Source organism: Pseudoalteromonas sp. SWN29, assembly GCF_015864465.1.
Lineage (GTDB): Bacteria > Pseudomonadota > Gammaproteobacteria > Enterobacterales > Alteromonadaceae > Pseudoalteromonas.
On the sequence record NZ_JADYXE010000022.1, the window covers coordinates 27,311 to 47,945 of the forward strand.

At 37.8% G+C, this 20,635-nt stretch carries 9 protein-coding genes; 1 reads left to right on the forward strand and 8 read right to left on the reverse strand.

Features of this window, described 5'->3' with window-relative positions; translation table 11 throughout:
- Positions 1 to 21: 21 nt before the first annotated feature.
- Together tamB and I6F53_RS10190 are read right to left on the reverse strand one after the other, a co-directional pair.
- Positions 22 to 3,711, reverse strand: coding sequence for an autotransporter assembly complex protein TamB (tamB, locus tag I6F53_RS10185; protein WP_197239445.1), 3,690 nt, complete (start codon positions 3,709 to 3,711; stop codon positions 22 to 24).
- Complete coding sequence (locus I6F53_RS10190; protein WP_010553690.1) at positions 3,711 to 5,438, reverse strand: autotransporter assembly complex protein TamA; 1,728 nt, start codon at positions 5,436 to 5,438, stop codon at positions 3,711 to 3,713. The genes tamB and I6F53_RS10190 overlap by 1 nt, the downstream gene beginning before the upstream one ends.
- A gap of 214 nt (positions 5,439 to 5,652) precedes the next feature.
- On the opposite strand from I6F53_RS10190, the gene I6F53_RS10195 reads away from it, so the two are divergent.
- Positions 5,653 to 5,988, forward strand: coding sequence for a ribonuclease E inhibitor RraB (locus tag I6F53_RS10195; RefSeq protein ID WP_197239446.1), 336 nt, complete (start codon positions 5,653 to 5,655; stop codon positions 5,986 to 5,988).
- A gap of 34 nt (positions 5,989 to 6,022) precedes the next feature.
- On the opposite strand, the gene I6F53_RS10200 is transcribed toward I6F53_RS10195, so the two are convergent.
- From I6F53_RS10200 to I6F53_RS10225, 6 genes are all read right to left on the reverse strand, one after another.
- Positions 6,023 to 7,774, reverse strand: coding sequence for a DEAD/DEAH box helicase (locus tag I6F53_RS10200; RefSeq protein ID WP_166420271.1), 1,752 nt, complete (start codon positions 7,772 to 7,774; stop codon positions 6,023 to 6,025).
- Positions 7,775 to 7,924: 150 nt separating this feature from the next.
- Complete coding sequence (locus I6F53_RS10205) at positions 7,925 to 10,846, reverse strand: TonB-dependent receptor domain-containing protein (RefSeq protein ID WP_166420270.1); 2,922 nt, start codon at positions 10,844 to 10,846, stop codon at positions 7,925 to 7,927.
- A 486-nt stretch (positions 10,847 to 11,332) separates the two neighbouring features.
- Positions 11,333 to 11,635: an H-NS histone family protein gene (locus I6F53_RS10210; protein ID WP_007586043.1), complete on the reverse strand. Its 303-nt coding sequence runs from the start codon at positions 11,633 to 11,635 to the stop codon at positions 11,333 to 11,335.
- 168 nt (positions 11,636 to 11,803) lie between these two features.
- Complete coding sequence (locus I6F53_RS10215; protein ID WP_166420269.1) at positions 11,804 to 14,620, reverse strand: TonB-dependent receptor plug domain-containing protein; 2,817 nt, start codon at positions 14,618 to 14,620, stop codon at positions 11,804 to 11,806.
- A gap of 486 nt (positions 14,621 to 15,106) precedes the next feature.
- Positions 15,107 to 17,950, reverse strand: coding sequence for a TonB-dependent receptor domain-containing protein (locus tag I6F53_RS10220; RefSeq protein ID WP_166420268.1), 2,844 nt, complete (start codon positions 17,948 to 17,950; stop codon positions 15,107 to 15,109).
- A gap of 218 nt (positions 17,951 to 18,168) precedes the next feature.
- Positions 18,169 to 20,511: a DNA polymerase II gene (locus I6F53_RS10225; RefSeq protein WP_197239448.1), complete on the reverse strand. Its 2,343-nt coding sequence runs from the start codon at positions 20,509 to 20,511 to the stop codon at positions 18,169 to 18,171.
- Between the last annotated feature and the right edge of the window lie 124 nt (positions 20,512 to 20,635).

Below are 20,635 nucleotides of genomic sequence, written 5' to 3' on the forward strand. Positions count from 1 at the left end.
TTATAATTCTTATGGTTTTGGTTATTCCCAATCAAACTTATATAGCACATCAACATTTTGATATAGGCCGCTTGTTATCTCTATGTATAACTGTGAAAGTAACTGATATCGCACAGCCACTTCACTGAGCGAATCAAATACACCCACGCTATATTTAACTTGCAAACTGGGTGCTACGTATCCTGATATTTCTACTTTGGTACTATCACCACTACCTGATGAGCTTAAACTTACATCTGACAACCCAAAGGTTTCACCTACCTTAGAAACAACCCCTTCGCTGCGGCTAACCCCTTGAGAAAGTAATAACTGTGTAAGCATAGCATCGCTTGACGAACTTTCTCCATCGCCTAAAGGTTGGCCATTAAGTAAATATGCAAGTGCTTGTGCTTGATCCATCGCAGGCTCAGAAAATATCTTGAGCGTTGGTTGTTCAACATTACCTGTGAGCGTAACCCCTGCAATCACACCATTTGCAGTCGTATCTGGGTTACGTATTGCTTTAATATTTAAAAATGGTTGTTCAATTGAACCGCTAAAACCTACTTGCCCGGTGCTGATTATTAAATCTTGCCCAAAGGCTAAGTAAGTACCTTCAATTAAGTTAAGCTCACCTGTGGCTATAATTGGCGCACCTTGACTCATTTTTATCGCTAAATCACCCGCAACTTTTGATTCCAAGCCAAACGACTCTACTTTTACATCGTTTTTAACAATCACTTTTAAATCTATGTCGTAATCAAACGGGACTGTCTCGGTGGCCTCAGTTTTTTGATCAACAATAATTTCATCATCGCTAACTTGCACCGCGCCCTCAGGAAGCTCTTCAATCATTATACGACCGTAAGGCACAACTACCTCACCAGCAAGCTTGAGTGCATTATTAGCCAAGCCTATTTTTAAATCCGGCGATACTTTAAAAGTGACCCCTTGCTGCGCACGTACATAAAACTGCTCGCCAACTACCGCAACATTTACAGCAGGTTGCGCACCTTGCCAATCAACGTCACCGGTGAGATTTATTTTACCGCCTTGATTGTCGTTTAAGTTGCCTTTTATTGTGGCTGTTGTTTTATCAAACAATACGTTTATGTTTGATTTTTGCAGCGCTATAGGTAGTTGCTCGCCCTCTAAACTAATATCGCTCACATTAAGTTCGCCATTTAATAAAGGATCTTTTAACGTACCAGCTAACGCCACTTTCCCGCTAATATCACCTTTTAACTGCTCAAGGGTTTCAAGAAAAGGTTGTAAGTCTGAAAGGAGTATTTTATCGATATTAATGGTGCCATTAAGCGCTTGCGTATTTTGTATATCATCGATATTAATTTGTGTGTTTATTTTCCCAAGCACACTTGATTCTAAATTAGCTTCAAGCTTGCCAATTTGAGAATCCGAAAACGCACTAATGCTTAATGTTTCAATAGGTAATTTAAAACGATCTTCTTCAGAGGTAAGTACCGCTGTTAAATCAGTAGAATCGATATTTGCACGTAATGTTTTAAGCGCACCGCTTTGCCAGTTAAGTGCCACATCGCCAGCTATATTACCGCGAGTACGAATATTGTCAGGCAAAAAGTGCTTAAGTTCTTCAAGTGCTAAGTTGCTTAGTTTAGCATTTAACTGACCGAGATTTTTTGACTGCGCTAAGGTGTCTATGCATAATTTACTTTGCTCAGATGCCCAACAATGTGCACTCACATCAAAGTCGCCACTTTGCGTATTAACCATAATGGCAATATTTTTAGTATTACTAAAACTAAGCTTTTTATCGCTGAGCGTTACATTACTAAGCTCGCCATTCCAAGTGGTATTATTAATTTTGCCATTAACTTCAAGCTCTACACTGCCTTGCTCGGCATTTATAGATGCCGTAAGTTGGTGATCTGTTTTGTCGCCGCTAATATCAATTTTAACGCTATTAATTTGCTGTTCGGCTACAAGCACCGAACCAACACTTACCGAAACATCGGTTTGCCAATCGGCTGCGGTATCTAACTGCCCTTTTACTGATAGTTTATTAATGTTTATTTCATCAAAAATAAAGCGATCGAGTATTAGTGCTAAATCAACAGAGGGCGTTAACCTTTCCCCCCTTACTTTTAAATTTGCGTTGCCGTCAGCAGTAAATGGAATATTAGCTTTTTCATCACTTCTTAGCGTTACTTTGCCATCAACCCGCCAAGTATCATCAACTTGCCCGCTTAGTGCTAATTTATTGGTGCCGCTACTTAAATAAAAGCTATCAATATTAGCTTTTAACGTGTTGTCTAGCTTAAAGTTTGAGGCAAATTCTAGTGGCACGTCGTTAAGTAATCCGCTTAACTTTGTATTATTCATTTGTAGCTGCCACTTGTCGTCAGCTACATTAAACGAGCCTTTAAACTGTCCTGAAATATCACTGGTAGCGGCATCAGTTAAGTACTGCGCTTTTAAGTTAGCAAGCGTGCCATTAAAGTTAGCCTGTATGCCTTTTTGCCAATCAACATTGGCTTCTATAGTTGCACTGCTTTCGTTCGCTTTAATGCTTAGCGCTTGTAAAGTTGCTTTGGTGAGACTGCCTTTTAATTGGGTATTTAAGTCAACAGCTGGGTACGCGCCTAGTTGGCTATTCGCCTGTAGGCTAAGCTGATAGTCGTCAACATTACCTTGTGCGTTAAGGCTAACATTTCGTACTTTAAGTTCATTACTTTGTGCATCAATAAGCCACAGCTTAATTTTTCCATTTAACTCAAATGGATAGTTTTTTTGCTTTAAATTTGCCGTTGCCGTTAAACTAAGCGGATATTGCCCCTGTGTTTCTAAATTTAAGTTTAGATTTGATAAGTCGCCATTCAACTGCAAATTGGCTTGGTGCTCGTCACTTTGTAAAACAACATCCCCTTTCACGGGCAAATTCCCTGCAAGCTCAGCATTAAGATGCGTATTAAGCTGCCACTGTTCATACTTTGCTGAGAATGACTCTAAATTAATAACCGCATCTTCCACACTTAATTGCAGCGAGATGTTTTCAATAACATGTTGGGCTTCGTTTTGCTCAATCGTAATTTTAGCTATTTCAAAGTCTTCAACAACTAAATCAAGTGGCGAAGTAAATTCTATATTAGGCAATGCGGGTAGGTGCGTTAAAGGCGCTTGAGTATTTTGCGCCGTTTGTGTTTTCGCATCTTGTTCTTGCTCTTTTAAGGCAACAAGTATGGTGGGAATATTCAGGCTTTTAACCGTCAGCTTTGAACCCTCTGCTTTTGCTGAGAGTTTAAAATTATTAACGCTTACGTTTGCACTTGGATGCTCTAGAGTAAATTTATTGATCGCAATGTTTTTTACAGCAATATTAAAAGGTAAGCTGATTTTTTCGAGCGGCTCTGCAGCGGCTTCTTCTTGTGACTCTGCAGTTTTTGGTAATGTTAAATTTATAGATTTAGCACTTAAGTTATCTATACAAATTCCATCGCACTGCCACCAAAACAAATCAATTTTCAATTGTTGTGCATTAAAGTCCAATCCGTTGCTAGCAAAGCGTACATTAAAGGCATCATTATAAATAAAACGGCCATCTTTAATTTCAATATGTAGTCCATCTACTGCTTTGTTTGCACTATAAGCAATAAATTGATTACCGGGTGCGGTAAATAACAAACAAAATAGTGCAACAACTAACGTGACAAAAATAGCACTTACGGCGGCTGTTATCTTTTTTAATACTGACATTAAATTTCTGGCCCTATGGTAATACTTAAACGTGTGCTTTTACTTTCTTTTGTTAATCCCCAAGCGTGGTCTATACGCACGGGGCCAACGGGAGTTAAATAGCGAAAACCAAAACCAGCACCTACTTCAAAATCATCAGAAAAATCATTAGTCGCAGTACCACCATCAACAAATAAAGCTGCTCGCCAATTTTTAGCAAACTGGTAGTTATATTCCATCGTCCCCGATAGTAAATACTTACCACCTATTAGCTCGCCGTCATCGTTCTCAGGCGAAATTGATTGGTACGCAAAACCACGAACGCTTTGATCGCCACCTGCGTAAAACCGAAGTGAAAATGGCACGTTGTTAATATCATCAACAAGCATTGCTCCTACATTCGCTTTTAAAAACACCAAGTGGCGGTCAAAATAAGTGCGTAGCCATGCATGTTGCATTTGCACCCTAATCAGATTAGTACTCGAAAGCACATCATCTAAGCCAAACTCAGCAGATATAAGCCACTGCTCTCCCCAATAAGGAGTCGTGCCGCCTTTTGATTTTTTGCGCGCGTAGCTAATGCCAGGCATTAACATTTCGGTACTTTCTTCGTCTTCATCACCAATACGGTAGGTTTCTTGGTCGCGGCGTAAAAATGCAGTACGCACCCACTTATTTTCGGTCAACCATTGGCGCTGAACTTGCCCCGTTAATATTTCACTGTAAGTGTCGTTTGTGAGCTCATCTTCTAATTTATAACCGACAGAGAATCGCCATAAATCATCATTAGGATCATCAACCGGAATTGTATAAGCCATGGAAATATCTTGCTGCTTTTGTGCCACATTTAAATTAGTTTCGAGGTAATGGCCGTCTTCTGTGATCCACGGTTTACTCCATTTAAAACGCACCTTGGGCCCTAAGTCAGTACTAAAACCACCGCCAATTTCATAGCTGTTAGCTGGCTTGGGTAATACTTCAACTTTAATCGGTACTTGGCTGTTTTTGCGCGCTGCAATGTCAGCATAAACACGTACACTGGCAAAATAAGGGGTACTTGATAAATCCAAGTTATAGTCAGCAATATGTGTTGATTTATAAGGTTGGCCCTGCGAGAAAGGCGCTATAGAGCGTATGTATTTTTCAGCGGGTGTACTACTGGCAATTTGTATATCGCCAAACTCATACCTAACTCCGGTATCAATTATGAAAGTAATAACAGCACTATTTTTTTTAAGCGACACTTCTAATTTGCGCGCTGGCCACTTAGCATCAAAATAACCAAGCTCCAGCAACATAGATTCTATTTTTTTATGAGCAGAGTCATATTTACCATGATTTAAAACATCACCTTGCTTTAAGTGATTGCTTTTAATCAATGCCTGTAATTGGGTATCGCTTTGACCATCACCGTTTAGCGTAATATTAATTGCTTCTATGCGAGTTGCAGGCCCCCGTTCAACTTTAACAATTAGTTCGCTGTCGTCTTTATCATAAATAACCTCGACGGTCGGGCTATAATAGCCAAGTGCTTTGATGCTATTTTGTACTTGTTTTTGAGCATAACGGCGAAGTGTACGGGTTGGCTTCTCGCCAATTAACTGCTTGAGGTAAAGAGCTACGTTATTTTCTAAATCGCCACTTAACCCTTCAATTTCGTAATCTTCTATGACTTTTTCTGCCGCATAGCTATTTGTCGCAATTAAAGCGCTCACAACACACATGCAACGTAAAAACTTAATAAACAAGTAAATATCCTTACTTTTAATATCTTACAAAAAACTAGTTAATTACCCGCATATTAGCATAGCCATAATGAGCAACACATTAACTTAATAACAATCTAACGCGTAAATTTAACTTTGAATAAATATCAGCATAATTAAAATTAGTACGCGTTAAGACAATATTTTAGTTACAATAGTGCCTACGAATAAAAAATTAATTTTAAATGAGTTTTTAATGCAATTCCCTGATGATGATAACGGCCAACTTTTAGCCGAAATAGCCGCTGCTGGCATTGATTTAAATAAAATGCACCAAATCGATTTTTTTATTTTATTTGAACAAGAAGCCGATGCTGAAAAATTTGCTAAAGAAATAGTCTCTGATGCATTAGTTCAAAATGCTGAGCTCGAAAAATGCAAAGACACTGGCGTTTGGGAAGTAATCACTCAAGTACAAATGGTGCCAGAGCACACCCTTCTAGGACAAGCAGAGCAATACATTGAAAGTATTGCTAATAGCTTTAATGGATACGGTGATGGCTGGGGATTAATGGACGGTGAAGAACCTTAATTAGCTCTTGTCCTGAGTACTCTATCAGTTAAGCCTAGCGGCTTAACTGATTTGCCTTTCTAAAACCCCCTTTATAGTCAAATAGCTTATCAGCCACTTTCCAACCATACTTTTTACTTTTTCGTGCAATAACAAAATCTGGTGGCACTAATTCAAATTGTGCCTTTATTACCTGCTCTGCCGTTTTGAAGTCTATCGGTGTTTGCCCATGACTCACGCGTTTACCAAATTGTTTATTAAATATAAACTGCCCACCACTACTGGCAAGATTATATACCTCATCGCAACTTGCGCCATCTTCATCAAAATACGTTACTTTAATAAGTTCATCTTTAAGTTGAGTTACCGATAACCCACTACATCGAAGCACAAGTGCGTCTTTTAGGTTTAACGCATTACGTAACTTATCATCAGGGTCGGCCATTACAGCGCCGCAATCATGGCATTGTCGTGCAGCAATATCGTTTTGGGCACCGCACTGCTCACACTCTTTAAACCTAAAACGATAATCGCACTGCTCTTTATGACCACTATCGTCTTCTAACAACCCTTTACAACGTCTGCCAAAGTGCTCTATTACTTTTCCTGCTGAATCAGTTTTACCCCAAAATATATTCGCAAAACCACAGCCAGGACAAAGTACCTGCACAGGCTCATTATCACTATCGCCTTTTTTATCGCCCACTTCAGGGTGAAATAAATTAAAACCGTTACCAGCATAATCTATTACCAAGCAATCCGTTTTTGATTCAGATAACCTCAAGCCTCGCCCCACAATTTGTTGATACAAACTAACTGATTCTGTAGGCCTTAATATAGCAATAAAGTCGACATGCGGTGCATCAAAGCCGGTTGTTAATACCGATATATTAACTAGATACTTTAATTGCTTAGCTTTAAATTGCTTAATGATTTTATCGCGCTCAGTGTTTGGCGTATCACCTGTTATAAGTGCACTTTGATGAGCTGGTAGGTAGCTTAATATTTCCTGAGCATGCATTACTGTGGCGGCAAAAACCATAACACCTTCACGCTCTTCACTGTATTGAATTACTTGCTGTAATATAGCTTTCGTAGCGCGCTCACTGTTTTTTAAAAGCGCATTCATATCATCAGACGTATATTGCCCAAATGCATTACTATCTAAAGACGAAAAATCATAATGGCTAATCGCTGCATCAACTTCGTTTGGCGGCGTTAAATAATTATGTTTGATCATATACCTGAGCGGCAATTCAAAAATACAACTTTTAAACGGGCTTTCTTTAGTTCCTTTAACAAAGCCATGATAATGATGATGGTATATCCACCCCATTCCCAATCGATAAGGTGTTGCGGTTAAACCCAATACTTTTAACTGAGGGTTATATTCTTTTAAACTGCTTATTACTTTTCCGTACTGGCTTTTTTTATCCCCATTTACCCTGTGGCATTCGTCAATAATAAGTAATGAATAATGCTCATTTAATTTATTTAAATTACGGGACAGTGATTGCACACTGGCAAAGGTTACTTGATGGTTTAATGATTTTTCTTTTAAGCCAGCTGAAAATATACTCGCCTCTAAACCAAAACTTTTATATTTTTGAGAATTTTGCTCAACCAACTCTTTTACATGAGCAAGTACTAATACTTTTCGCTTAGCTATGCGTGCAAGCTCAGCAATAACAAGGCTTTTACCTGCACCAGTTGGTAGCACGATAACGGCAGGATCATTACTCTTTCTAAAGTGTAAAACGGTTCGTTCTACGGCTTCTTGCTGGTAAGGTCTTAGTTTATAGCTCATGGGAAAATAATTGGATTTGAATGAGGAGATTTTAGCAAATAATGGCTAGGAGTTTTAAACTTTAATTTTATTTAATAGAAGTTTGATGAAAAAAACCCTATAAAAATTATTTATAGGGTTTATCTTTTAAGAATTAAGTTAACTCATTAATTAAAATTCAACGCTTAGGTTAGCGAAGAAGCGTCTACCTATAGCATCATAAATAGCTTCGTTTCCACCGCTAGCTGAAATATACGCTGGCGGTAATTTATCCATAAGATTACGAATACCGAAACCTACACGTGTGTTATCAAATACATGATAACTTGCAGAAATATCATGCGTTATGATCGAACCTACATAACCTGGCTTAAGATCTTCTTCAATATCGCCTTCCGGAGATAGATCAAATCTAGCAGAACGGTCTATATAACGTGAGGTCCAGTTAACTACTAAATCATTGTACTTATAAACTGCAGAGAACCTAGCTTGCCACTCTGGGTCACCCACTTCACCATTTTCTACATTTACTTTATCTGGGCGATTTTGAAATTCGAAATCTTCAAGCTCAATAAGGTGATTTACGAATAGATTAAGTTTTAAGTCCCCTTCTAAAGAATAATCAGCCAAATTCATGTTGTAATCAAAATCAGCTTCAATACCACGAGTAGTTGTCGCTGCGGCATTTAAATAACCTGAGCGAACTAAAGTAACATCACGAGTGGTTGGATCACGGTCTATCTGAGAACAAAATGACTGGTCTGGTCCACCTGCAGCGTCAACACAGTTATCTGCAATGCTTTGTGTTGCAATGAACGAAATCGCATCTTCGATTTCAATATCATAGTAATCAACTGTAACCGAGAAGTTTTCAAAGAAGCTAGGAGTCCATATAACACCGGCAGTTAATGACGTTGATGTTTCAGACTCTAAGTCTGGATTACCACCACTAATAACATCTACGCTCACATTATCATTTGCTTGAAAGTCTGCAGGAATATTTAGAGCTGCACAGTTAGCTGCACGATTTGGATTATCTCCAATGTTATCTGCATCACAAGGATCTGCAACACGACCAAAACCCGGTGACTGAGGATCAAAAGCTTCAGAAATATTTGGTGCTCTCACTGCTTGTCCGTACGTACCACGTATACGAACGTCATCAATTGGGCGATACAAAACACCTACTTTCCAAGCATCCGCTGTACCAGCATGAGAGTAATCCGCTGTTCTATAAGCAGCATCAAGGCTAAGCTCTTTTGCAAAAGCGACATCAGTTAATAAAGGTAAGTTTACCTCTATAAACCCTTCTGTAACATCAAACTCACCATATGCATCTGGAGTGGCAGCATTTGTTAAAAATCCTGCTTTAGTAAACTCATCTGTTATACTTTCAGAAGTTTCTTCTCTGTATTCAAAACCTGCTGCAAAACCAACTGCACCACCTTGAAGTTCAAAAAACTCACCAGTATCAAAAGTTACACTACCACCAATAAACTCTTGTGTGATTTTATCTGTACGAGTAACGTCCGCTGAGACATAATCTTTTGCCGCGTCAGAAACTTGACCGAAACCAAATGCATTGTATGGCGTACAAGCACTAGGGTTTACACCTGCTGGATCTGTGTAGCCTTCACCTTGCAAACTTTCAACTTGACTTCTACACGCAACCTCACCCGTAGCAGGGTCTATTACAGCGTCAAGTGCAGCTGTTAAGTTACTAGGAATAAGATCATTAAGTGTTTTACGGCGGTTATCAGTTTGACCATAAACATAATAAAAATCATAGTCGAAGTCTGTTTCGCTTAAAGTGAACAACCCTTTAAATCCTGTAACAATTCGGAATAACTCACGTTTGTTATCTGCGCTTCGATTTCCAAGTTCGCCGAAGAACTTAGCCATAGATATATTGCTAGTACCTTCATTTAGTAATTTCTGACGTAGGTCTCGGTCTAAATAAGGATTATCTTCAACATTTATATTAATGTTACCGAATCGGAAAGAAGGTTGAAATTGTTGTTCAATTTCAGAACGGATAAACTTAAAATCACTATAAAATGCGTGATCATCTGTAATATTATAATTTAGAGTAGAACCAATTGTTATTTTTTCTAGTTCAGGTAATAAGTTTTCATATTCTTGAGTATTCGCACAGAATTCACAACCATCAGGAAAATTACCAAAAGCAAAGCTACCACTTGCCTCTCTAGCAGGCATAAGTTCAGCAATACCCATATCATTAAATGTATAGATGCTTCCATCGGCCCCAAATGGATTGATAACACCATTATCACTAATTCTCTCTGATAGTACATTTGGAACAGTTATTCGGTCTGGAATACCGTCATTTTCACCCGTGTTTAATGGGTTATCAACTGTGCCATAGGCATTCGCTTGGCGTAGGTCAGTACCTAACACTTGTCGAATTCTATCTTTACCAGCAAAAAATGTGATATTACCTTTACCGCCAGCAATTTCAGTACCAGCAACAATACTTAAACTATGGTTTTCTGTTCCCACTCCTTCTGTTGAATTGCCAACAGATGCGTTAAATTGCAGGCCATCAAAACTGTCTTTTAAAATAACATTCACAACACCTGAAACAGCATCAGAACCATAAATAGCAGAAGCACCACCTGTAATGATTTCAATTCTCTCAATCAAGGCAGAAGGAATTGAATTTAAATCTACTTGTGACGATCCAGGGGCTCCAGCTACATGGCGCTTACCATTAACAAGAACCAATGTTCTTGCAGCTCCTAAACGCCTTAAATCTGCAGAGCTTACACCAGCGGATGCGTTACTATCATTATTTCCGACTAACGTATCGGTAGAACCAATCGCAGGTAATTCCGCTAAAATGCTACCTAAATCAGGAGTACCAGCTTTTGCTATATCTTCTGCAGAAATAGTAACAATAGGTGCTGGTTGAGAAAGACTAGCTTTACTTATGCGTGAACCAGTTACTTGAATACGTTCTACTTTTTCAGCTCCTTCATCTGCAGCCATTGCGTTTGCAGAAAAAACAGCTGTTGATGCTGTACCGAAAGCAATCGCTAAGCGAACTGCCTTTGAAATTTTATTGTTTAACATTTGATTATCCCTAGAATACTTATTTATTATTTTGTTTTTTCAAAAGTGGGTTTACTATTCAATGTAGTACCCATCTGTACCTAGATAGTAATCCTAACCTAACCATGACGTCAACACCTTGGTAACTAATTACACGTTTAATTTACAAACACTTGTTTTTTGATACTAAAAAGTAAACAATCAAGTGCTTTCTCTCATTAACTTTAAAACCATTAATAAATCATGTTGTATTTAGCAAAGACTCTGGTTGTAATTGAGTTAGTCGGATACTGCAGCCCAATAACTGAGATAAACTGCTTATAGCTGGGTTATCAGGTATAAAGCCGTGCGCTCTTAAGCTTCTGGCTGGTAAGGTCTTAGTGTATAGCTCATGGAGGGAATAGATTTTAATAAGGGAGTTTTAGCAAATTATTGCTATGGCATTTATAATTTTATTTAATTAAATGTAAACAAAAAAGAGAAGCCGAAGCTTCTCTTAATTTAGCTTTAGGCTAAAAACTTTTCAAGCTCAACACCTTCGAACGCTTTAGGGCGGCGACCACGGCCTGTCCATTCTATAGTCTCACCATTAAGTTCCATACGGTACTTAGGCTTAACTTTAGTGCGCTTGTCAGATGCTCCATCTTGTAAATCTTCTAGCGTAAGTCCTTTTTCTTTTAAAAGATCCAAAACTTCCTGTTTCGCTTTTTGCTGCTGGGTATATTTTGAAATTGCATCATTGATAAGCTGTTGAGCTTTTTCAAGATCTGTTAATGATGCTGTTTTAATAAAAGATCGGACTTCTTTCATTTATATCTCGCTAAATTATATGATTGGATTTATTTAAATATTCTTTTTAAGTATAAGGCTATTTTTCAAAAATAACTACGGCACATAATTTATTAATGTATATAAAATTTATTCATAAAAAAACCGCGATTAAAATCGCGGTTTTTATCGTTCTTATATAAATAACAATTAGAATTTAGTAGTAAAACTCAATTGGAAGTAACGACCAGTAACATCATAAGCTTCACCAACAGTATTTACACCTGTTGCTCCACTTACAGAGCTTTGGTTTGCTACAGGAGGTTGTTTATCAAAAACATTTCTAACTGATAAAGTAACATCTGTACCATCTGCAATGTTATAAGTACCTGATAGGTCATGATATATAACAGTTGGGAATCTATTGAACTTGTCTAACGGAGCGCCCGTTGAGAAGTTTTGGTTACCTTCGATATTACTATCATTTGAGCTTGCCCAGTACTTCATGCGCCATGATACCGCAAAGTCATCGACTGCATAACCTAAGTTCAGGTTTGCTCGATTTGTAGGCGTTAATACTTCACCTCTGTAGTCAATCTCTTCACCTGACTCAATCGATGTTTCAAGGTATTCGTACAAGTGATTCCATATTAAATCAGCAGAGAATTCGCCGTAAGCAAACTCTTGTTTGTAGCTTAATTCAATATCTAATCCTTTTGTACTTAAATCATTTTCATTACTTGTACCAGAACTTACCTCTGTTAAAGCACCTCTAGTGTCGCGTATTGCACCACCACAATTTGAATCAAATTCAGATGGGCTAACACCGTAACATCGATTTAATACTGTTGTTCTACCTGTAGTCGCAATTGCATTATCTACAGCAATATCGTAGTAATCTAGAGTTAATGAGAACTCATCCGTTACTTGCCATATAGCACCAACACTAAATGAATCTGAAGTTTCTTCTTTTACTTCTTCATTACCGCCAACATAACCACCGGTACTTTGGCGTTCAATTGTTGTCAAATTAAATCCACCATCAGCAGCAACTCTGTTAGCAACTTCTGGGATAGAAAGACAGTTTGCCGCAACATTACCTGTTGATGATGCAGTAATTGAATCACAAGGGTCTGTTATACCAGCAAATGTTTCACCTCTACCACCAAATAGATCAGCAATATTTGGTGTACGAATTGCTCGTGCAGCTGATGCTCTTAGTTTTACTGTATCAGTTGGAGAATACTGAACACCTGCATTCCAAGTTGTTTGGCCACCAACAATTTCATGATCTGAGTAACGAGCGGCTAAATCTAGTTCAACATTTTCTAGTACTGGTAAAACAGTTTCTACAAAAACATCGTTAGTATAAAAACTTCCATCAGTAGGATCCGATTTATTCGTACTCGATGCACCAGTTTGAGCTAAATCACCTGGAGAATATGAACCTTTTTCAAGACGATGTTCTGCGCCTACAGCCAAACCAACCATACCACCTTCTAGTTCAATTGGTAGTTCACCAGAAAGAGTTGTAGAGAATATAAATTGTTCAACTTGACCCTGAGATTTTGCTGGTGATTTTACATACGCCACAGCTTCATCAGATAAAGTTCCTGCACCAAATAAATCTAAAGGTACACAGCCTTGTAAAACAGCTAGCTCATTTGAACACTGAACATTGCCCGCTGAGTTAGTATAAACATCAAGTGCATTAGCAGCACGTTCAACATTAATTTGGCCGCCATTTTCTTGACGTTGGTCTGTTTTACCCCAAGAAATATATGTATTTAAAAGCCAGTTGTCATTAATGTCCCAATCAATACCTGTAGCAATACGAATAGTATCACGCTCTAAGTCTGTCGAACGTGCACCAAATTCAACCATACGACGAACTAACGTAGGGATATTATCACCCGCGGTTAAGTCTGGATTATCAGCCATTAAATTTTGGCGCAACAATTCCGGCACTAAAGGGCTACCTAGCTTAATGCCACCAACGCCGCCACGTGAAGGCAGATATACGTCGTCAGTAGTAAAAGGTGTAGGCTCAGTAGTTGAGTTGTATGTTTTAGATGAATTCCAGTTTACTTCCGTGAAAGAGTGAACACTATCTGAAATATCTTGTTTAAAGTTAACTGCTGCGTATTTACGTTCAAGCGGAGTCACTAACTGTCGATAAGAAGCACGATTGAATGAATTCTCATCACCGACATAAGGTGTACCATCAGCATTATATCCGCCAACACGGCCTTGAGGTGGGTATGAAGAGTTTTGAACACCTACATATTCACCACCTTCATCATTCAAAAATATAGCTTGGTCATATTTAGAGAAATTACGGTCAGATGATTTAAGGCCTTTATCGTCATCATATCCAGCTGCAATTGTAACACTACCTGAATCCCATGTATTACCTGCCGTAAGGTTTAAAGAGTATTTTTCACGATCGGATTCATCTGAAATACCTGTTTGAGCATTAACCTCAACACCTTCAAAATCGCTACGTGTTATGATATTCACAACACCTGCAACAGCATCTGAACCATAAACTGCAGATGAAGCGCTTTTAAGAATATCAATTCGCTCAATCATTGATGCTGGAATTGCGTTTAAATCAACCGCATAACCAGTTGAAGGTGAAACACCTGATACAAAGCGACGACCGTTAACTAATACTAATGTTCTTGAAGAACCTAAATTACGTAGCGATGTTGTATTTAAGCCAACACCCGTAGTACCAAATGCACTATTTGATTGGTTTGAGCCAGCAATAGTAACTGGTGACTGATTCAATACATCGGCTACATTCAATGCGCCCATTTGAATAATATCGCTTCGGCCAATTGATGTAATTGGTACAGTTGTTTCAATATCAGTTCGCTTTATGCGTGAACCGGTAACTTGAATACGCTCTACTTTTTCAACGCCTTCATCAGCAGCCATCGAGTTTGCAGAAAAGACAGCTGTAGATGCTGCACCAAAAGCAATCGCTAAGCGAACAGCTTTTGAAACTTGATTATTTAACATTGGATTCTCCCTAGAATACTATTTTAATTATTTTACTTTCTACCTGGTCTGTAATTAATCACAGTACCTATTTCGATTTGAATAGTAGTCCCAACCCAACCAAAAGGTCAACACTTGGCTAACTAAAAAAATGCCTTTAGTTACAACAAGTTAAGGTAACACAAAATAAACACGGTGCAAAAATAACATTAATGTAATTTTTGCACTTATTGATTTTTGGAATGAATGTTTAGAAAAAATAGTTTTGCAACCTTATTACAGCAAAAGAGTTACAAAGGTAAATGTGTATCTTTTAGAGTGGGGTAAAGTTTGAATCGGGGGAGGTTAAATTTAAAAAGTAAATATCACACTTAAAATTCACGATAGCTAGAAGTATAAAAATTCATATTAGGGTCTGACTTAAAAGACACCTATTAAAGCAATGTGTTAAATACAAAAAAGGCCCATAGTCACGTGACTATGGGCCTTTTAATTAAATTTCTAATATTAGAATTTCAAGTTAAAGCTTACATGAACAAAACGACCTAACGTGTCATAAAAACCAGCTACAGTGTTTGCATTAGAAGCTACAGTGTTACCAACTAACGGTGGCTCTTTATCGAAGATATTATTCATACCGCCAGTAAAGGTTAAATGCTCGTTATATGAGTAGCTACCCGAAACATCAATAAAGTTATATGCTTCTATACCACCATCATCAATTAATAACGTATCTGCAGTTCCTTCATAATCTACAGTTCCGTAATAACGCCATTTAACACCAACACGCCAATCATCACGTAAGTAATTTACATTAGCTGTGTGACGCCATTTCGGAGATGCAAAACAGTCTGTACTAATAGTGCCTGAACAATCGTAAGCTAAATCCGCATCACCTAAAATAGGTTCAACTTCTTTTTGAATGCTGTAGTAACCATTAATATCAAAGTTTAATGCACCTTCTTCTAGGTCCATTTTGTAAGCTGCTGTAAAGTCAACACCTTCCCATGTTTGACCACCAATGTTATCGCTCAAGTTTGTAACGAAACCAGCTTGACCTAACCATAAGCTGCCAGATGGGCTACGAGTAACATTGTCACAGAAGAATGCATCGCCTGTTTCAGCACAGTTGTTAATAATTCTTTCTGCACCTACAACACCAATTACTTTTTCAATTTCAATCTTGAAGTAATCAATTGAGAAGTTGAATCCATCTAATGGATTTGCAACTAAACCGATTGTAAATGTATCACCTTCTTCTGGTTCTAGTAACTGATTACCACCTGCGAATTGGTTATATTGACCCGCTGGAGACTCACCAATACCACCGTACTGTGAAGCACTTACACCAGTATTTTCACACTGACTTTGTGAGAATGCAGGGGTATCGCCTGAACACGAATCCGCACCACTCCATAAGCTAATACTTTGTGCAGAGAATAACTCACCAACATTTGGTGCGCGCACAACTTTTGCATAGCTTGCTCTTAGTTTATATGCATCTGCAATCGTGTAATCTGTACCAATTGAGTATGTAGTGTCTGAACCTGTTGTTGAATAATCAGACCAGCGAGCAGCGGCTGATACATTTAACTCGTCAAGTACAGGAATTTGTAATTCACCATAAACTTCATTTACATCAATAGCACCGTACAAACTTGGAGATGGACCACCTTGACCTAATAGTTGACCTTCTTCGTATACCGTATCTGAAACACGTTCATAATCTTGCTCACGACGTTCAAAACCGAATACTGCAGCGATAGGAGCTGATGCAGAAGGTAGGCTCCAATCAAATTCACCGGTAACGTAACCACTGTAAATAATCTGTGTTACTAAACCGGTTTGTGTTCCAACACCAGCTAATTGCCCAGCCTGCTCTGCGGTAACACCATCTAATTCAAATACGTTATATAGCAAACAACCATCTGCAGTATCACACTCTGTACCTACAGCGCCAACGCGTGGAGCAATTTTTGGCGAAAGTAAGTCATTTTTATAAACTGAGCTTGATGTTGTTGCAGAGTAGTTATAGCTAATATCGTAAGACCAGCTATCGTTAATCTCACCTTCCATACCTGTCAAGATTCTGTATGACGTATGCTCAAGGTTATCCTCTCGTGGACCACCTTCAACGTTACGTTTACCAATGTATGCAACAAATTGGTCATCGCTGCCTTGGCCAAATAACGTTTGTAGTTGTTCTTTTTGAAGATCAGATAATAATGGGTTGTTATAATCGAATAAAATTTCTTCGTTATAAAAAGTACCAGATTCAGCGATTTGGCCTGCTGTTCTGTTGTGCATAAATGAAAATTCTAAATATGGTCTAAAGTGTTCATTTATTTCATAATCAATAAATGTACCAAACGTAAAACGCTCATTTGGACGTAAAAAATGGTTTACCGGTGCAAAGTTGTAACGGTAGCCATCATCTTCCATAAAACCTTGGCCATTTGGATTCAGATAACCAAAAAGATTCTGATCGTAATCAACATCACCGTCTACAACCGGGTAAATATCAAAATGAGGATTTGGAGTCGTAGCAGAACCACTACATGACTGGCCATTGCCACCTAAAGCACACGATGAATAGTCTCGAGTACCTTGTACTAATTCGTTTTGACGGTTATAAGTAACATAACCTACGGCATGACCTTTACCACCATCAAATCCACCACCAACAGTAAAATCGATGCTATAAGCTTTACCATCGATTCCAGTATTACCTGTATCGTAGTCATAACCTTTGTCATCCATCAAACCTTGCATGTACTTGTTATCATTGTTGTGCTGAAAGCCTGATGAGCCCACATTTAGTGAAATACCATCAAACTCATCATCCATAACAAAGTTAACAACACCAGCAACGGCATCTGCACCGTATACTGCAGCTGCGCCACCTGTTAGTACATCAACGCGTTTAATTAAAGAGGCTGGAATTTGGTTAATGTCAGCAACTTGAGAGGTAATACTACCAGCCTGCATTCTGCGACCATTTATTAACACTAGAGTTCTGTTTGAGCCTAAACCACGTAAATCAACAGTTGCAGTACCTGTTGCGCCATTAGCTAAGAATGAGCTTTGAGCGGCTTCTATTTGTGGAAGTTGGTTTAAAACATCTTCAACACGAGTAAAACCACTTAGCTTGATCTCTTCAGCAGTCATTACTGTTACAGGGCTAGATGTTTCTAAGTCAGTTCTTTTAATTCTAGAACCGGTGACTTGAATACGTTCTACTTTTTCGATTTCATCTTCAGCTGCAAAAGAGTTTGCTGAAAAAACAGCTGTTGAGGCTGCGCCAAAAGCAAGTGCGATACGCACCGCTTTAGCTACTTGATTATTTAACATTTGATTCTCCCTGGTGTCACTACTTAATAGTAGCAATCATTATTTATTTTATTGTTACAGCTTTTTAACAGTAACTGAAACAAATAATAAACAAAAAACACTGAAAAGCCAATAAAAGTTAATAGGATTTTGCAAAAAAGAATAAATAACGCAATAAAAAGGAAGTGCAGGAAGGTTTAGAAGATAAAAACACCATATTGTTGCTGTTTTGGGTATTGTTAAAAAAGCTCATCCTGAGAATTTAACCCAGAATAAACATTGTAGTTCGAAATAAGATCGACCATTTCAATTAGCGGTACAATTTGCTTTTCTAAATAAATTGCATAGTCATAGCTATGAAAGCCTTGATATAGTTCAACTCCAGCAGTTGTGTAAACAAATGTAACAAATTCACCCCTATTGACCGTAAATTCGCTATTTTTTTTCTGGTGTTTTTTAACTGCTTGAACATGAGGGGGGATATTTTTCTTATAATCGATTAAATTTTGACCTAATCTCTTTTTAAAAATGAGTAAATGATCAAAATCACCTTGGTATAACTTTGTTGTATAGTCTTTAACAAGGTCATTTATATTTAAATTTCCATCAAAAAGACTAGTAAATAGGTCGAACTGGAATTGTTGAGCAAGTTTAGTCCAATCACTTCTTACTGTTTCTAATCCTTTAAATACTAGTTTTGATTCGTTTGGTTTAATTAATTTACCGACATAGCGCTTTTTAGAGCCAACTAGCTTTCCCCTTATGGTTGGCAAAAAGAAAGGGCTATAAAGAGATTCAAATTCTATTTCTAAATGACTTGTTAAGTTGTGCGTTTGTTTAATCTCGTTAATCCAATCTGTAGTTATCTTTTTAGCTAAAAACACGCCAATTTCATTACACTCGTCGTGGGTTAAATCATCATCCAACTTAATAAACGTAGAATCGGTATCGCCATAAATAACGCTATAACCAAGCTCTTCTATCCATTTTTTAGTTTGTAGCATTATTTCGTGCCCTCTTAACGTAATAGAGCTCGATAACCTAGGATCGTAAAACCGACATCCTTTTGAGCCTAGAACGCCATATAAACTATTCATTATTATTTTGATTGCTTGAGAAAGCATTTGATCTTGATTATCTTTGGCGAGCTGCCTTTGAGACGCTAAGCTTTTAACGAGTAGAGGGAGGTGGTGTTTGTCTCGCGAGAATACGGCTTCATTAAATCCCTGCACACTATGCTCAGGATTTTTCAGACCTTCTATTAGTCCGAGTGGATCAATGTAAAAAGTTTGCATAATACTGGGGTATAGGCTTTTAAAGTCTAAAACAATGACATTTTTATAAAGGCCAGGAATAGACTCCATGACATAACCACCGGGGCTTTCAAATGTAAGTCCATGATCGCCCATATTTGGGGCAACATAACCACTGCGATGCAGTAATGGTAAATACATATTGATAAAAGCAGCAACAGAGCCGCCCTTTTTTTCAAGCTCTAACCCCGTAAGCTTTGTTCTTATAATAGAAAAATTGAGTAGCTTTAATTTATCAAAAATTTTATTTACCAAAATACAATCTTGTCGATTATATTTTGCTAAAGAAAGTTTATCTTCGTTAAATTGCCTAATAATTTCCTGGAGACTATTACCCGAATCGATTAATTTAGACTCACCCAACACTTGATTTGAAACATTAGCTAACGAAAAGCTCTCAAAGCTATATGTGCCATTTTTTAAAGTGTCTATTCCATCAACTACACATCGCCCGGATATCGATACTCGAGTAAAGTGCCCTTTTCGAACATATAAAGGCTGATTTCCTCTACCCAGTAATAACTTAATCCCGAGTGCTTCAGCTCTTTCATGAATAACAGCAAAGTCGAACTCAATTACATTCCAGCCAATTATTACATCAGGATCGCTAAGCTTAATAAAATGCTCTAATCCCTTTAAGAGCTCGGCCTCATCTACACACCAAATAATATCAAACTCGAGGTTGGTAGCCTCTCTTTCTGGCTCGCCAATCATTAAAACACAGTCTAAATTACAGCCCACGAGTCCAATAGAAAACAAAACCCCACTTTCGTTACATTCAATGTCTAACGAGAGCTTATTAAGAGTTGGGAAATATTCTTCATTCGCTTTTAATTTAGCGTTGGTTATTAATGTATAGCCATCTTGTTTAAATACATTACCCGTCATCCAAGCTCCACCTTTTATAAAGCGCTCCATTAAATAGCGCTCTATTGGTCGAATATCTTCTTCAAATAATACAACTCCACGTTGCTTTAAAGCTTTAGCAGCAGAATAAAAATGCTTTAGTGATTTGAAGTAGCAGGCCGACATATCTTCTTGCTGAAAGTTTTTTAGCTCAAGACTTTTAATATTAAAGTTAAGTGATTCAGCTACTAATATTTCATTCGCTATTTCAGCATCTTTGCTTTTGATAAAAAACAGTGCATTTTCGTTAGCCGACACCGTTTTTATAGGTCCTTTATCACTACAAAACCACGCTTCGTAACATATGCCGTTTGCAGTATCATAAGCATGAGAAGAAACAATAAAACCGGCTGTTAAGTACACTATTACTAAACCTTATACATATATATGTAAGTTTTTACTTAATTAAAAATGCTTTAAAGCCATACACTCAACCTAAATAAACACTCAGAGACTTTATTTTGCTAAATTAATTTCATCACTTCTT

What these genes read in the sequence shown, in the direction of transcription:
- tamB (WP_197239445.1), bottom strand. Translation starts at nt 3,711, where the DNA reads ATGTCAGTATTAAAAAAGATAACAGCCGCCGTAAGTGCTATTTTTGTC.
- I6F53_RS10195 (WP_197239446.1), top strand. Translation starts at nt 5,653, where the DNA reads ATGCAATTCCCTGATGATGATAACGGCCAACTTTTAGCCGAAATAGCC.
- I6F53_RS10200 (WP_166420271.1), bottom strand. Translation starts at nt 7,774, where the DNA reads ATGAGCTATAAACTAAGACCTTACCAGCAAGAAGCCGTAGAACGAACC.
- I6F53_RS10205 (WP_166420270.1), bottom strand. Translation starts at nt 10,846, where the DNA reads ATGTTAAACAATAAAATTTCAAAGGCAGTTCGCTTAGCGATTGCTTTC.
- I6F53_RS10210 (WP_007586043.1), bottom strand. Translation starts at nt 11,635, where the DNA reads ATGAAAGAAGTCCGATCTTTTATTAAAACAGCATCATTAACAGATCTT.
- I6F53_RS10215 (WP_166420269.1), bottom strand. Translation starts at nt 14,620, where the DNA reads ATGTTAAATAATCAAGTTTCAAAAGCTGTTCGCTTAGCGATTGCTTTT.
- I6F53_RS10220 (WP_166420268.1), bottom strand. Translation starts at nt 17,950, where the DNA reads ATGTTAAATAATCAAGTAGCTAAAGCGGTGCGTATCGCACTTGCTTTT.